The sequence below is a fragment of the Streptomyces sp. NPDC059499 genome, assembly GCF_042749285.1.
Classification (GTDB): domain Bacteria; phylum Actinomycetota; class Actinomycetes; order Streptomycetales; family Streptomycetaceae; genus Streptomyces.
Genome location: NZ_JBHYTT010000012.1, coordinates 141,519 through 154,882 on the forward strand (window position 1 = coordinate 141,519; position 13,364 = coordinate 154,882).

14 protein-coding genes are annotated in these 13,364 nt (G+C 70.3%); 3 read left to right on the plus strand and 11 right to left on the minus strand.

Going from position 1 to position 13,364, the window contains the following annotated elements; genetic code table 11:
• Positions 1-169 precede the first annotated feature (169 nt).
• Positions 170-562 (plus strand): hypothetical protein, encoded by a 393-nt coding sequence (locus ACFW9O_RS26005; RefSeq protein WP_384612548.1) that lies wholly within the window; start codon positions 170-172, stop codon positions 560-562.
• A gap of 257 nt (positions 563-819) precedes the next feature.
• Here ACFW9O_RS26005 and ACFW9O_RS26010 read toward each other — a convergent pair whose 3' ends face one another.
• Positions 820-1,215, minus strand: coding sequence for a hypothetical protein (locus ACFW9O_RS26010; RefSeq protein ID WP_384612550.1), 396 nt, complete (start codon positions 1,213-1,215; stop codon positions 820-822).
• A 361-nt stretch (positions 1,216-1,576) separates the two neighbouring features.
• On the opposite strand from ACFW9O_RS26010, the gene ACFW9O_RS26015 reads away from it, so the two are divergent.
• A complete protein-coding gene (locus tag ACFW9O_RS26015; RefSeq protein WP_384612552.1) occupies positions 1,577-2,161 on the plus strand; it encodes a GNAT family N-acetyltransferase in 585 nt (194 codons plus the stop codon).
• On the opposite strand, the gene ACFW9O_RS26020 is transcribed toward ACFW9O_RS26015, so the two are convergent.
• From ACFW9O_RS26020 to ACFW9O_RS26045, 6 genes are all read right to left on the minus strand, one after another.
• Positions 2,108-2,692 (minus strand): GNAT family N-acetyltransferase, encoded by a 585-nt coding sequence (locus ACFW9O_RS26020; RefSeq protein WP_384612554.1) that lies wholly within the window; start codon positions 2,690-2,692, stop codon positions 2,108-2,110. The two genes, ACFW9O_RS26015 and ACFW9O_RS26020, sit on opposite strands and share 54 nt — an antisense overlap.
• A complete protein-coding gene (locus tag ACFW9O_RS26025) occupies positions 2,689-3,267 on the minus strand; it encodes a hypothetical protein (RefSeq protein WP_384612556.1) in 579 nt (192 codons plus the stop codon). The genes ACFW9O_RS26020 and ACFW9O_RS26025 overlap by 4 nt, the downstream gene beginning before the upstream one ends.
• A 79-nt stretch (positions 3,268-3,346) precedes the next feature.
• Entirely contained in the window at positions 3,347-4,843 is a 1,497-nt protein-coding gene (locus ACFW9O_RS26030) for an ATP-binding protein (RefSeq protein ID WP_384612558.1), read from the minus strand.
• Positions 4,844-4,863: 20 nt separating this feature from the next.
• A complete protein-coding gene (locus tag ACFW9O_RS26035) occupies positions 4,864-5,547 on the minus strand; it encodes a response regulator (protein WP_384612560.1) in 684 nt (227 codons plus the stop codon).
• Positions 5,548-5,625: 78 nt separating this feature from the next.
• Positions 5,626-7,287 (minus strand): murein biosynthesis integral membrane protein MurJ, encoded by a 1,662-nt coding sequence (gene murJ, locus ACFW9O_RS26040; RefSeq protein WP_384612562.1) that lies wholly within the window; start codon positions 7,285-7,287, stop codon positions 5,626-5,628.
• Positions 7,284-8,456, minus strand: a complete 1,173-nt coding sequence (locus ACFW9O_RS26045; RefSeq protein ID WP_351174013.1) for a peptidoglycan bridge formation glycyltransferase FemA/FemB family protein — start codon at positions 8,454-8,456, stop codon at positions 7,284-7,286. The genes murJ and ACFW9O_RS26045 overlap by 4 nt, the downstream gene beginning before the upstream one ends.
• A 190-nt stretch (positions 8,457-8,646) precedes the next feature.
• Here ACFW9O_RS26045 and ACFW9O_RS26050 point away from each other — a divergent pair, with 190 nt between their 5' ends.
• Entirely contained in the window at positions 8,647-9,840 is a 1,194-nt protein-coding gene (locus ACFW9O_RS26050; RefSeq protein ID WP_384612564.1) for an Ig-like domain-containing protein, read from the plus strand.
• Between the two features lie 21 nt (positions 9,841-9,861).
• Here the strand turns inward: ACFW9O_RS26050 and ACFW9O_RS26055 are convergent, their stop codons facing one another.
• From ACFW9O_RS26055 to ACFW9O_RS26070, 4 genes are read right to left on the minus strand one after another with little or no spacing between them, the layout of a single operon-like run.
• Positions 9,862-10,173: an L-rhamnose mutarotase gene (locus tag ACFW9O_RS26055; protein ID WP_384612566.1), complete on the minus strand. Its 312-nt coding sequence runs from the start codon at positions 10,171-10,173 to the stop codon at positions 9,862-9,864.
• Entirely contained in the window at positions 10,170-11,210 is a 1,041-nt protein-coding gene (locus ACFW9O_RS26060; RefSeq protein WP_384612568.1) for an aldo/keto reductase, read from the minus strand. Before ACFW9O_RS26060 ends, ACFW9O_RS26055 begins: the two co-directional genes overlap by 4 nt.
• A gap of 13 nt (positions 11,211-11,223) precedes the next feature.
• Entirely contained in the window at positions 11,224-11,979 is a 756-nt protein-coding gene (locus ACFW9O_RS26065) for an SDR family NAD(P)-dependent oxidoreductase (RefSeq protein WP_384612570.1), read from the minus strand.
• Positions 11,976-13,361: an L-fuconate dehydratase gene (locus ACFW9O_RS26070; protein ID WP_384612572.1), complete on the minus strand. Its 1,386-nt coding sequence runs from the start codon at positions 13,359-13,361 to the stop codon at positions 11,976-11,978. The genes ACFW9O_RS26065 and ACFW9O_RS26070 overlap by 4 nt, the downstream gene beginning before the upstream one ends.
• Between the last annotated feature and the right edge of the window lie 3 nt (positions 13,362-13,364).

Below are 13,364 nucleotides of genomic sequence, written 5' to 3' on the forward strand. Positions count from 1 at the left end.
TCCGTCCCGCCCCCCGCGGACCTACTGTCCCCCTATGGCCGAGGAGATCGCACCGACCAACTCGCCCCCGCACCGACCGAACCCAGGTCCCCTGCGTCGTCCTCATCGGCCGTCCGTGAAGTACGCGAACACTATGAACAGGACTCTCAGAGTGATACGACATGAGCAAGTGCGGCTGCTTCCGGCCTTCGTGTTGGCCTTGCTGGTGCTCCCCGTCTCGGCTTGCTCGTCGAGTGCCGCCAAGTGCGAGGAGGCCTTCACCGAGGTGACGATGTCGATTCCCGGCATTGCCTCCGCGGAATGGGACTGCAGCAACAACTTCGGCGGCGGCTGGCAGCGTGCTGACGTGGTGATCGAGGCGACAACCGAGGAGGAGGCCATCTCCGTGGTGGACGCGACCCTTCGGGCCTATGCCGCATCGCCCGAACTCGACGACCGTTGGGGGACCCCGCAGGAATACGTGACCGAGGACGGGTCGATCATCGTCAGCGCGGGCGACGGGTTCCCCGCCGTGCCGAACGTGGGCGAGGTCCGTGAGCACTACGGCATAGAGCCCGGCTGACACCGGCCACCCCTCCCGACCCGACGGGTCCGGATTGCTTCGGCGGGCCGGTGCGGCGTGGCAGCGCAGGCGCCAGGCCCGCCGGGTTCGACCGGAAGCACTACCGGCGGGGCGGCAAGGTCGAACGAACTATCGGCCGGATCACGAACTACCTTGCGATTACTGCCCGTTACGACGAACGGGCCCGCTTCTTCCACAGCACGGTCCCCGCAGCCGCAACCCGCTTGTGGCTACGCCCCTGATCTGCGGGACGGCCCTCAGCCGGGCGGGACGGATCCGGGCTGCGCTCGCATGACCCACATGTACCCGGCCAGAGCAATTGATCCGCGCACCATGGCGTCAGCCCATGGAGGCAAGATGCTGCCCCAGGTGTTCCACCCCAGACTCCAGAACACGAGCAGACTCAGTGCGCCGGCCACCGCGACCGCGCTTCCGAACTTGACCAGTGTCGAGCGGCTTCTTCCCAGCCAGGCTCCCAGAAGCCCAGCCGGGATCTGCACCGTCACGTGGAAGCCCGCGCATGCCAGCGGCACGGCGAGGAGGAAGGCAAGGGGCGCATCTGCGGTGGGATCACCCGGTGGGGTCGTGTAGGCGACGTCGAGCATCCACAACGGCGGCACCACGAACGTGAGCAGGAGTACGCCTCCGCTCACATGCATGGCTCCGAGGTGTCGCAGTGCGGAATGTGACGCCCCGATCCTTCGCCGCCCGGCAGTCGGAGTATTGGTTCTCTCGCCCATGTCCCTCTCCAGCCGCCGTATGGAGGCGTGGTCATCGTAGTCGTGCGGCTGCGGCGTCCTCGCGCGGCGTGGCACGTCCCGCATGCGGGTGGCCGGCGGCTGCCGACCGACAGGCGGTCTTGGCCGGTGGCATGCAGCCGGTGCGGCCGGCGCACGGTGGAATGGCCATCTGTCAGCCCGGCGAGATCCCCCGCCCTGGACCGGATCGGCGCGGCTCACGACCCGGTGTGCAAATGCCTCGCGGACGGCCGTCCCGCGATCTACCGTCCCTGCCATGACGTCACACGAAGCGCCTGCAGGCTCCCGTGCCCGGCTGGTGATCCGGCATGAGACCGCTGACGATCACCAAGATGTGCGCGAGCTTCATACGCGCGCCTTCGGTGACAGCGATCGGGTTCCCGGGCTCGTGGAGGCGCTGCGCGTTGCGGAGGCCGCATTGGCGCCGATGTCCTTCGTGGCTGTCGTTGATGACCGGGTCGTCGGGCACGTCCTGCTGAGCGCGACACGGTTGGACGCTCCGCGCCGGATCGTGGACGTGCTGTCGCTGTCACCGCTGGGCGTGCTCCCGGAGTTCCGGCGTCAGGGCATCGGTACGCAGCTCATCGCCCACGCCCTCGAGGCGGCCGACGGCCAGGGCGTGCCGTTGGTATTTCTGGAGGGGCCACCGCACTACTACGGCACGTGCGGCTTCGAGGGTGCCGACGCGGTGGGCTTCCGTTCGCCGTCGCTGCGTATTCCTGAAGCGGCGTTTCAGGTAGCACGGTTGTCCGCTCACGAGCCGTGGATGACGGGCACCTTCGTCTACTCAGAGGCCTTCTGGGCCTTTGACTGCGTCGGCCTGCGCGACGCCGAGGACTGAGGGCCTGGTCGAGCTCGTCAGTTTCCTTTCCCAGAACACTTCGTCGCGCCATGCGCCGTCGGCGTAGAAGTGGTCATGGGCGATGCCCCAGGAACTGAACCCGTGCTTGCGGAGGATCGCCTGGGACGCGAGGTTCTCCAGTTGCGTGTGTGCCTCCAGCCGGTGCAGGTTCAGTTCGTCCTCGGCGATGCGCAGCGCGAGGCCGACGGCACGGCTCGTATGTCCGAGGCCCTGGTGGAGAGTGGAGACCCAGTAGCCCAGGAAGCCCTTCTGGAACGGGCCGCGCAGGATCGAGCTGATGCTGACCTGCCCGATGACGGCGCCGTCGCAGACCACGACGCCGGGCCACGCGAGTCCATCGCCGTGGGCGGCCAGGAGGGTTTCGATGACCGCGGCCTGCCCCTCGGGTGTGTAGAACTCTGCGGGCCTCGTCGGCATCCAGCGCGCGTACGCCTCCTTGTCCCGGGTGTGCAGGTCCGCGAGTGCGGGGCCGTCGGCGGGCTCGATCAGGCGAATCAGCGTGGAGCTCATGGGCGTTCCACTGCCTTGTCGAGTACGGACCGGGGGTCGCACCGCGCGGGAGTGCGCGTGCCGTCCGTCCCCCGCAGTGTCACGGTTACCGTGCCATCGAGGCTCTCCGCGAACGCCACCGTGCAGACGAGTTGCCGCTCGGCGGGCCTGGTGAGCCCTTCCAGCGGGGCCTTCAGGATGACATCCACCCCGTCCTGGGTCACTTGTGGCGTCGCCGGGGTGCCCGGGGCGGGCAGCGATGCGTCGTTGACCATGCCCGCCTTCTTCTCCGCCTCGTTCGGGCCGGCGAGCAGCGCGGCAATGGTCTTCTCCGTGGAAGGCCTGGCAGCCTCCCCATTCCCATTGCTGTCCTGGCCCAGTTCGTCCCCGGGGACCTCGGTCTCGCCGACCGTCCGGGGAACAGGTATCAGCCCGGAGCCGTGGGAGAAGAACAGGAGCATCCGGATCTGACGGGCGGGGAGTACGTCGATGGTCGCGGCGCCCCCGGCGGCGATGACGTCCGTCTCCTGGATGCCGCAGGCCGCGAGCGGGAGCCAGGCCGCGAGCAGTGCCACCGTGCGCAGGCGCGCCCTCATCCCACTGCCCTCTCCGTGTCGTTGCGTGACGGATCCGCCGCCCATGCCCGTTGCCCTGCCTCGTCGCTGCGGGGTCGGCTCATACCGTTGCCTCGTCGCTGCGGGAGTCGTTCACGCCGTTGCCTCGCTCGTGCCCGGTGGACCCGCCGAGGGGGATCTCGACCGTGAAGACGGCGCCGCCGTCCGGTCCGTTCCCGGCGCGGACTGTGCCACCGTGCAGCCGTACGTTCTCCTGGGTGATCGCCAGGCCGAGGCCACTGCCCGCCGACCGGGTACGGGCCGCGTCGGCCTTGTAGAACCGGTCGAAGATGTGGGGCAGTACCTCCGGCCTTATGCCGGGCCCGCTGTCGGCGACCTCGAGGATCAGCGTGCTCTCCCCGTCGACGGCCGTCCGTGTGCTCAGTCGGACCGTCACCGGCTCCGAGCCGTGCCGCAGTGCGTTGCCGACGAGATTGGCGACGACGACGTCGAACCGGCGCGGATCGAGACGGGCCCGTATCCCGTCCGGCAGGTCGGTGCGTACGCGGCCGTCCCAACGCCGGTGCAGGAGCGTCCTGCCGATGGTCTCCGCCGCGTCGACCTCGTCGGTGTTCAGTTCGGCCGCGCGTGCGTCGAAGCGGGAGATCTCCATCAGATCCTCCACGAGGACCGCCAGTTTGCCGGTCTCCGCGCTGATCAGCCGGACGGCCTGGGCCGTGTCCGGGTCGAGGCCGTCCGCGTCCTCGTCGAGCACCTCGGTGACGGCGAGCATCCCGGCGAGCGGGGTGCGCAGTTCGTGCGAGACGTCGGACGCGAACCGACGGGCACGGGCCTCCGCCTGTTGCAGTTCGTCGACCGACTTCTCGAGCTGCCCCGCAGACTCGTTGAACGTACGGGCCAGATCCGCCAGTTCGTCGCTCCCGGAGACCTTGATCCGCGCGTCGAGCCGGCCACTGCCCATGGAGCGGGCCGCCCTGCGCAGCTCGCGGACCGGGCGCAGCACACTGCGCGCGGCGATCAGCGCGGGCACCAGGGCGATGGCGAGGCCGGGCAGAGCGCCGTCGCGCGCGGCGGTGACCAGGGCGTCGACATTGGCCTGCTCCTCGCTCATCTGCATCACGGCGAACAGGACGAGCCCGGTCGGCACGGTGCTGTCCTCGCCGGTCCGCGTCAGGACCGGCACTCCGATCGTGAGGTACGGGACACCGTCCTTCACGACCCTCTCGAAGCTGCCGTGCGACGACGCCAGGGTGGTGCGGCGCAACTCGGGGGTGATGACGGAGGAGGTGGGTCTGGTGCTCGATGAGACGCGCAGCGAGCCGTATTCGGCGAAGATGATCCACGGGTGCGGCTTCGCCTTGCTCGCGAGGACGAAGAGCATCTCGCGCAGTATCACCGGATCGACGGGGAGTGCGGGTGCGAGTGTCTCCACCTGTTCGCGGAAGGACACGACCGCGGTGTCCTGGGCGCTGACGAGGACGGCGCTGCGCGCCTCACGGTAGGTGAGTGCCGCGGTCGTCCCCGCGCTGACGGCGGCGACGAGCAGGAACGCGAGGACGAGGCGTGTGCGCAACCCGAAGGTGGCAATCCGGCGCATGCGACTCGTGCGGCCGGCGTTCACAGGGGTCCGAAGCGGTAGCCGAAGCCCCGCAGGGTCTGTATGTAGCGCGGGCTGCCCGGGGTGTCCTCGATCTTGTTGCGTAGCCTGCGGACGCAGGCGTCGACGAGGCGGGCGTCACCGTGGTAGCTGTGCTCCCACACGTGTTCCAGTAGTTGCTGTCGGCTGAACACCTGCTCCGGCGCGGCGGTCAGATGGAGGAGCAGCTTCATCTCGGAGGGCGCCAGGGCAACCCGTTCACCGGACTTGGCGATGGTGAGGCCGGCGCGGTCGACGGCGAGGTCTCCGTGGAACTCGACGGAGGGCCGGCCGCTGCCCGGGGTCTCCATCCTGCGCAGCACGGCGCGGATGCGGGCCTCGATCACCTCGGTGCGGGCCGGTTTGACGATGTAGTCGTCGGCACCGGCTTCGAGGCCGATGACGACGTCGAAGTCGTCGCCGCGGGCGGTGAGCATGATGATGGGCAGTTGGCTGTCCTCCCGCACGAGACGGCAGACCTGCACACCGTTCATGCCGGGCAGCATCAGGTCCAGCAGGAGCAGGTCGGGCCGGAACTCGCGGAGTGCGGCCAGTCCGGCCTCCCCCGTGGCGGCCGTGCGGACCTCGTGGCCGCGGCGGCGCAGTCCCAGCTCGACACCCTCCCGTACGGAGGGGTCGTCTTCGATCAGGAGCACGCGGGGCATGTGCGGGGGTCCCTGGGGGTCGTGGTGAATGGGTCAGGAGGGTTCACGCTCTCCGAGCGCTGCGCGGTTCCGCGGGTCTCAGCGTCGGCGACGGACACGGGCGACCGCACCGGTGACGAGGGAGTCGACTTCGGCGAGGCGTAGCGGGCGGGCGAGTAGGACGAAGACCGCTGCGACGGTGAGCGCGCCGGCTCCGGCGGCGACGGCCGGCCCGGCGGGTGCGGACAGCCGGACGGCGCCGAGGCCGAGGAAGGTAGCCGGCACAGCGGCGGCGAACATGCCGGCCTGGGCGGCGACGGTGGCGGAGCGCCACAGCCGGGGCCGGGGCGGTCCGTCGGCGGCGCCCTTCCCGGGCGTCAGACGACGGTGCAGCACCAGGGCGGTCAGGGCCCAGCCGGCGAACAGCGCCAGCGAGTAGCCGCCTGCCATGCCGGTGACCGCCCAGCGCGCAGGCAGGAGTTGGTACGCCGTCCACGACAGCCCCGCGTTGAGACCCGCGATCATCAGGTTCAGAAGGAACGGGGTGCGTGTGTCGGACAGCGCGTAGAAGGATCGGGAGAGCACGTACTGGCCGGAGAAGGCGATCAGTCCGGGGGCGAAGGCCATCAGGATCCCGGCGAGCACGGCGATGTCCTCCGGTCCTGTCCTGCCGTGCTGGAAGACCAGCGCCGTCGCGGGGTGCGCCAGGGCGAGCAGCGCGCACGCGGCGGGCACTATCAGGGCTCCGCTCGTGCGCAGCGCGTATCCGGCGTCCCGCCGGACCGCCGCCGTGTCGCCGTCGGCCGCCGACCGGCTCATCCGCGGCATCAGCGCCGTCACCAGGGAGACCGTGACGATGCCGTGCGGCACCATCCACAGCGTGTACGCGTTGTTGTACGCGCTGAACCCCGCGCCCTCGATCTGCTCGGCGGCGGCGCGGGCGCCTGCGGACGTGGCGAGCCGGGTGGTGACCCAGTATGCGGCCTGGTTACTGAGGACCAACAGCACGAGCCATCCCGCGGAACGCAGTGGCCGGGTCAGGCCGCTGCCCCTCCAGTCGAACCGGGGCCGGAATCGGAACCCGGTGGCCCGCAGCGACGGCAGCAGGGCGAGCGCCTGGACGACGATGCCGGCCGTGGTGCCCCACCCGAGGAGGGAACGCTCCCCCGGTGTCAGCTCACCGCCCGCTCCGGTCGCCAGGTACAGGCCGAACACGGCGATGACCACGACGTTGTTGAGGACCGGTGTCCACATCATGGCGCCGAAGCGGCCGCGCGCGTTGAGTACCTGTCCGAGCAGGGTGAACAGGCCGAGGAAGAAGATCTGCGGCAGGCAGTAGCGGGCCAGCGCGACCGTCATCGTGTGCTGGTCCGGCGGGTAGTCCGAGTAGAACCCGACGATGGCCGGCGCCGCCCACACCGCCGCACCTGTGAGGAGGAGCAGGGCCAGCACGCACAGGGTGAGCAGCCGGTCGGTGTACGCCGCACCCCCGTCCGCGTGCTCCTTCGCCGCCCTGACCAGCTCCGGCAGGAAGACCGCGTTGAGCGCGCCCCCGAGCAGCAGGATGTAGACGATGGTGGGAACCGAATTGCCCACCGCGTACCCGTCGGCGACGATCCCGAGGCCGAGCGCGGCGGCGACGACCGCGGACCGCAGGAATCCGGTGGCGCGTGAGACGACCGACCCGGCCGCCATGATCGCGCCGCTGCGCAGCGCGGACGGCTGCTTCGCCGTCGGCTCGGCTGTGGCGGTCGTACTCATCGTCGCGCCAGATAGGTCTGAAACGCGCGGTACAGCGCGTGGTTGGCCGTGCCGTCCAACGGTCTCTCCCACTCCCCCAGGGTTTCGACGACCTCACCCCCGGTGCCGAGCTTCCAGCGCAGCAGCCCGTATCGACGGTCGTCGGGGTCGAGGGTGGAGGGTACCCCGCGCATGTCGTAGACGTCGGCGCCGAGTGCCTGGGCGTCGAGCAGCATGCGCCACTGCAGGAGGTTGGAGGGCCGGACCTCACGGCGGTGGTCGGCGGAGGCCCCCGTCTGGTACCAGATCCGGCGGCCGCAGCGGATCATGGTGTGGGCAGCGAGGATCTCGCCTTCGTGGCGGGCGAGGTAGAGCTGCATGCGGCCCGGTTCCTCAGCGTTGAGGGCCGCGTACTGACGCTCGTAGTACCCCAGGGAACGGCCGAGGCGGAAGCCGTCGCGTTCCTCGGTGATGCGCAGCAGCCGGTAGAACTCCGGCAGGTCCGCCGCACTTCCGACGACCACCTCGACGCCCGACTTCTGCGCCCTGCGGACGTTGCGCCTCCACTCCTGGTTGAGTCCCGCCCACAGGTCGTCCTCCGTGCGCCCGGTGAGCGGTATCCGGAATACGTGGCGCGGCTGCGCGTCCTCGTCGTCCTCGCCGCCGCACCGGTTCCAGCCCCGGGCCCGGAGCCGTTCCGCGACGGCCGTGCCCAGCGGGTCCACCTCGCTCGCGAGGACGTCGGTGAGCCTGCGGCCGGGCCCGGTCGCCGACTTGAGCCGTGCGCCGTTCCAGCGCCGGTACGCCGGCGAGGGGCCGATCCGTACGGCGAACACTCCGGACGCGCGCAGGTGCCTCAGCAGCGGGTCGAGCCAGCCGTCGATGCCCGGATCGGCCCAGTCGGCGACCGGCCCCTCCGGGAGGTAGGCGAAGTACTTGCGGGTTCCCGGGAGTTGACGCAGCAGGACGAGTGCGACGCCGGTCAGCCGGCCGGCCGCCGGGTCCGGCCCCCAGCCCACCAGCTGGGAACGCCAGCCGTCCTTGACCTGGGCCCACGAGGGGCACTGCAGGAACCCTGCGCCGAGATCGGAGCCCGCGCCGGAGCGCAGGAACGAGCGGTACCTGTCGGCGGTGATGAGCCCCAACGGGGTTTCCGGGCCGCGGGCAGCCGTCACGAGCAGTGCTGACACGGTGTGAGCCTCTCTGTGGGAGTGCACAGGATGCTCACAGCCGTCCGTGACCGCTCCGCGCGCCGAATGTGACCGGACGATGACCGTTGTCCTGCAGTCGTTGTCACATGGCCACAGGGCGGCTCACCTGGGCTTTTCCGGTTCTAGTGTCTCGGTATCCACATTCGAACCACCACGGACGGAGACTCCGTTGAGCCGTATATGTGTACGCACCGCGGCGGTCGCGGTACTGCTGACCCCGCTCGCGGCCTGCTCAACCGGAGCAGGCTCCGGTGCGGCGGCCGAGGACGCCAAGGGCGGCGGCACGAGCGCCGCGGAGGACCGCCCCGCGACGGTTACCGTGACGCCGAAGGGCAACGGCGTACGGGCCGGCGGCACGGTGAGGGTCGCCGCGGCGGGCGGCACCCTCACCTCGGTCGCCGTCACGGACGACGAGGGTCGCGCGTTCGCCGGTGAGGTCGCCGCCGATGGGGCGACGTGGGTCTCGGTACGCAAGGCGGCCCCCGGCACCTCGTACAAGGTCACCGCGACGACGACCACGAAGGCCGGCACGAAGAGCACCGTCACGTCCGTGTTCGCCACGGCCGAGGCCGACAAGGTCAACAAGGTCGACTTGCGGCCGGGCACGAAGGCGGTCGTCGGCATCGCCCAGCCGGTCTCGTTGGTCTTCGACAACCCGGTCACCGACAAGGCTTCCGTCGAGCGGCAGTTGAAGCTGACCACGTCGAATGCCACCGAGGGATCCTGGTCCTGGTTGGAGGACTGGTCCGGCCGGGACCGGATCGACTGGCGCCCCAAGGAGTACTGGCGGCCCGGCACGAAGGTCACGTTGAGCGCCGAGCTCAACGGCACGGACTCCGGGGACGGCGGCTGGTTCGTCCGCGACTACTCGACCGGCTTCACCGTCGGCGAGGGCCGGACGGTCAAGGTCGACCTCGACCGGAAGCAGCTCACCCTGGAACGGAACGGGCAGGCAGTGCGGAGCATCCCCGTCTCCGGCGGCACCCCCGGCGGCGACAGACGCTCCTGGCGCGGGACCGCAGTCCTGATGGCCAAGGAGGGCACGATCAACATGAACTCCGAGACCGTCGGCCTCGGCGACGCCTACGACAAGATGGTCGACCGTTCCATGCGGCTCACCTGGTCCGGCATGTACGCGCACGCGGCGCCGTGGAACGACAGGTGGTTCGGCAACGCGAACAAGAGCTCCGGCTGCATCGGCATGAGCGACACGAACGCCGCCTGGCTCTACGCCCAGGTCCGGCCCGGCGACCCGTTCGAGATCACCGGCAAGGACACCAAGGGCGTCGTCGCCCCGGGCAACGGCTTCGGCGCCTGGAACGTGCCGTGGTCCGAGTGGAAGGCGAAGAGCGCGCTGCGCTGACGCCGGTGACCTCCAGGGCGCTCACAGCTCCCACACGACGGGCAGGCCGGCTTCCGTGCCCTGGGCCGAGTAGTCGTGCACGACGTCGAGGAGTTCGGCCATGCGCGCCTGCCAGGCGATGTTGACCGGCAGCTTCTCCAGCGAGGCAAGCAGCGCGGCGTAGTCCTCGCACTCCAGGAGGTGGAAGAGATCGGTGCCGCTGCGCCAGATCGTCCAGGAGGTGGCGCCGCCGGAGCGGATCGCTGCCGTCAGTTCCTCGGGGACTTCGCGGTGCGCCGCGTCGTACTCCTCGATCCGGTCGGCGCGGACCGTGGTGTGCAGCGCGATCCTCATGACGGCTCCTCGGGTGTACGGGTGACGGCGTCCGCGTCTGCCCTGTTGTCCCGTTCCGCCACCGGGACCGGGACGTGCTCCGGAAGCAGGCCGTCGGCCCGCAGTTCGGCCCACAGTTCGTCGGGGACGGTGCGCGTCACCATGTCGGCGGCGTCGTGGACCTCGTGCGCGGAGCGGGTTCCGACCAGGATGCCCGCCACCGCCGGATGGCCGAAGGGGAACCGCAGGGCCGCGGCGCGCAGGGGCACGCCGTGCCGGTCCGCCACGGCCTTCATGCGCAGCGCGCGGTCCAGTACCTCCGGGGACGCGGCCGCGTAGTCGAAGGTGGCACCCGGTTTCGGGTCCGCGAGCAGTCCCGAGTTGAAGACTCCGCCGACGACGACGCTCCTGCCGCGCGCGTCGGCCTCCGGGAGGAGCTCGTCGAGGCCGCCCTGGTCCAGGAGGGTGTAGCGGCCGGCGCACAGCACCACGTCGACGTCGGTGTCGCGGACGAATCGGGTCAGCATCTCCGCCTGGTTCATGCCGGCACCGATCGCGCCGACCACACCTTCGGCGCGCAGCCGCTCCAACGCCGGGTAGGCCTCCGTGAAGGCCTGTTTCTCGTGGTCGTCCGGATCGTGGAGGTACACGACGTCGATCCGGTCGAGGCCGAGGCGCTCCAGACTCGCCTCGATGCTCCGTCGTACACCGTCGGCGCTGAAGTCCCAGACACGACGGTGGGTGGCGGGCACGGCGAAGCCGTTGGCGAGGTCGTCGCCCGCCGCCGCCGTCCGCTCCAGGCGGCGGCCCACCTTGGTCGAGACGACGTACGCGTCGCGGGGCCTGATGCTCAGTGCCGCGCCGAGCCGTTGCTCGGACAGGCCGAGGCCGTAGTGCGGGGCGGTGTCGAAGTAGCGGATGCCGGTGTCCCAGGCGGCGTCGACCGCGTTCGTCGCCCGGACGTCGTCCACCGCGGAGAAGAGGTTGCCGATCGCCGCTGCTCCGAAGGCCAGTTCGGTGACGGCGACATCGCTCGTGCCGAGCGCGTTGCGTCGCATGTGCTCCCGCTCCTCAGTGCTGGACCGGTCGAAGGCGAAGGCCTTGCATGCCGCCGTCGACGGCGAGCGACGTGCCGGTGACGGATCCGGCGGCCGGGCTCGCCAGGTACACAATGGCAGCGGCCACCTCGTCGGCCGTCACCAGGCGGCCCATCGGCTGTCGGGCGTCGAGCGCCGCCCGTTCGGCCACCGGGTCGTCGGCGGCGTCCAGGAGCCGGCCGACCCAGGGGGTGTCGGCGGTGCCCGGGTTCACGCAGTTGACCCGGATTCCTTCGCGTACGTGGTCGGCGGCCATGGCGAGGGTCAGGGAGAGGACGGCACCCTTGCTCGCGCTGTACAGGGCTCGCTGTGGCAGCCCGGCGGTGGCGGCGATCGAGCAGGTGTTGACGACTGCGGCCTGCGACGAGGACCGCAGATAGGGCAGGGCCGCGCGGGTGGTCCGCACGATCCCGAGGACGTTGACGTCCAGTACCCGGTGCCACTGCGCGTCGTCGTTGTCCTCGACGGTGCCGACGGCGCCGATACCTGCGTTGTTGACCAGGATGTCGATCCCGCCGAGATCCTCGGCGGCGGCCACGACGGCGGTGTGTACCGCGGTGTCGTCGCTGACGTCCGCACGGTAGCCGCGCAACGGCTTGTCGACGGCGTCGGGGGTGAGGTCGAGCACGGCCACGTGGGCCCCGCGCTCGGCGAGCAGTCTGGCGGTTGCCAGACCGATGCCCGACGCTCCTCCGGTGACGACTGCCTTGAGTCCACTCAGCTCACTCATGCCAGGACCTCCTTCTGCACCGTCTCGGGTACGGCATCGTGTGTGGCCTGTGCGGCACCCTGTGCCGCTCGGTCCTCGGTCCAGAACCGGCCGTCCGGGTAGCTGAATTCGGCGATCGAGGCGGCGTGCATCTCGGCCGAGAAGCCCGGGGTGTGCGGAGCCCGGTAGTACCCCTCGCGTATCTGCACGGGGGCGAGGAAGTGCTCGTGCAGATGGTCGACGTACTCGATGACCCGGTTCTCGGTCGAGCCGGACAGCGCCACGTAGTCGAACATCGCGAGGTGCTGGACGAGTTCGCACAGGCCCACGCCGCCCGCGTGCGGACAGACCGGCACGCCGAACTTCGCGGCGAGCAGCAGGATCGCGAGGTTCTCGTTGACACCGCCGACGCGTGCGGCGTCGATCTGCAGGACGTCGATGGCTCCGGCCTGGAGGAGCTGCTTGAAGATGATGCGGTTCTGGACGTGTTCGCCGGTGGCTACCTTGACGGGTGCCACGGCCTTGCGTACGGACGCGTGGCCGAGCACGTCGTCGGGGCTGGTGGGTTCCTCGATCCAGTACGGGTCGAACTCGGTGAGGGCCCTGGTCCATTCGATGGCCTCGCCGACGTTCCAGCGCTGGTTGGCGTCGATGGCGATGCGGATGTCGGGGCCGACGGCGGCGCGGGCCGCGCGGCAGCGGCGGACATCGTCCGCCAGATCGGCGCCGACCTTCAGTTTGATCTGGGTGAAGCCGTCGGCGACGGCCTGCTGTGCGAGCCGGGTGAGCTTCTCGTCGGAGTAGCCGAGCCAGCCGGGCGAAGTCGTGTAGCCGGGGTATCCGCGTCCCAGCAGATCGCTCTCGCGGCCGGCGGCTCCTTCGCGGCCGCGGCGCAGCAGCGCCAGTGCGTCCTCGGGGGTCAGCGCGTCGACGATGTAGCGGAAGTCGACCTGGGAGACGAGCCATTCGGGCTCGGCGTCCGCCAGGAACCTCCACAGGGGCTTGCTCGCGCGTTTGGCCGCCAGGTCCCAGACCGCGTTCACCACGGCGCCGATGGCCATGTGCATCACGCCTTTCTCGGGGCCGAGCCAGCGCAGCTGGCTGTCCCCGATCAGGTCGCGGTTCAGGGATCCCGGATCGGCGCACAGCGCGTCGGCCGACCGGCCCACGATGTGCGGGCGCAGCGCGTCGATCGCGGCGACCTGGACATCGTTGCCACGCCCGATGGTGAAGGTGAATCCGTGGCCCTCCTGGCCGTCTCCCGCATCGGTGCGGAGCACCACGTAGGCGGCGGAGTAGTCGGGGTCCGGGTTCATGGCGTCCGAGCCGTCCAGCTCCCGGGAGGTGGGGAAGCGGATGTCGTACGTGTCGACTGCGATGATTCTCGGGGCAGTTGAGGTCACGTT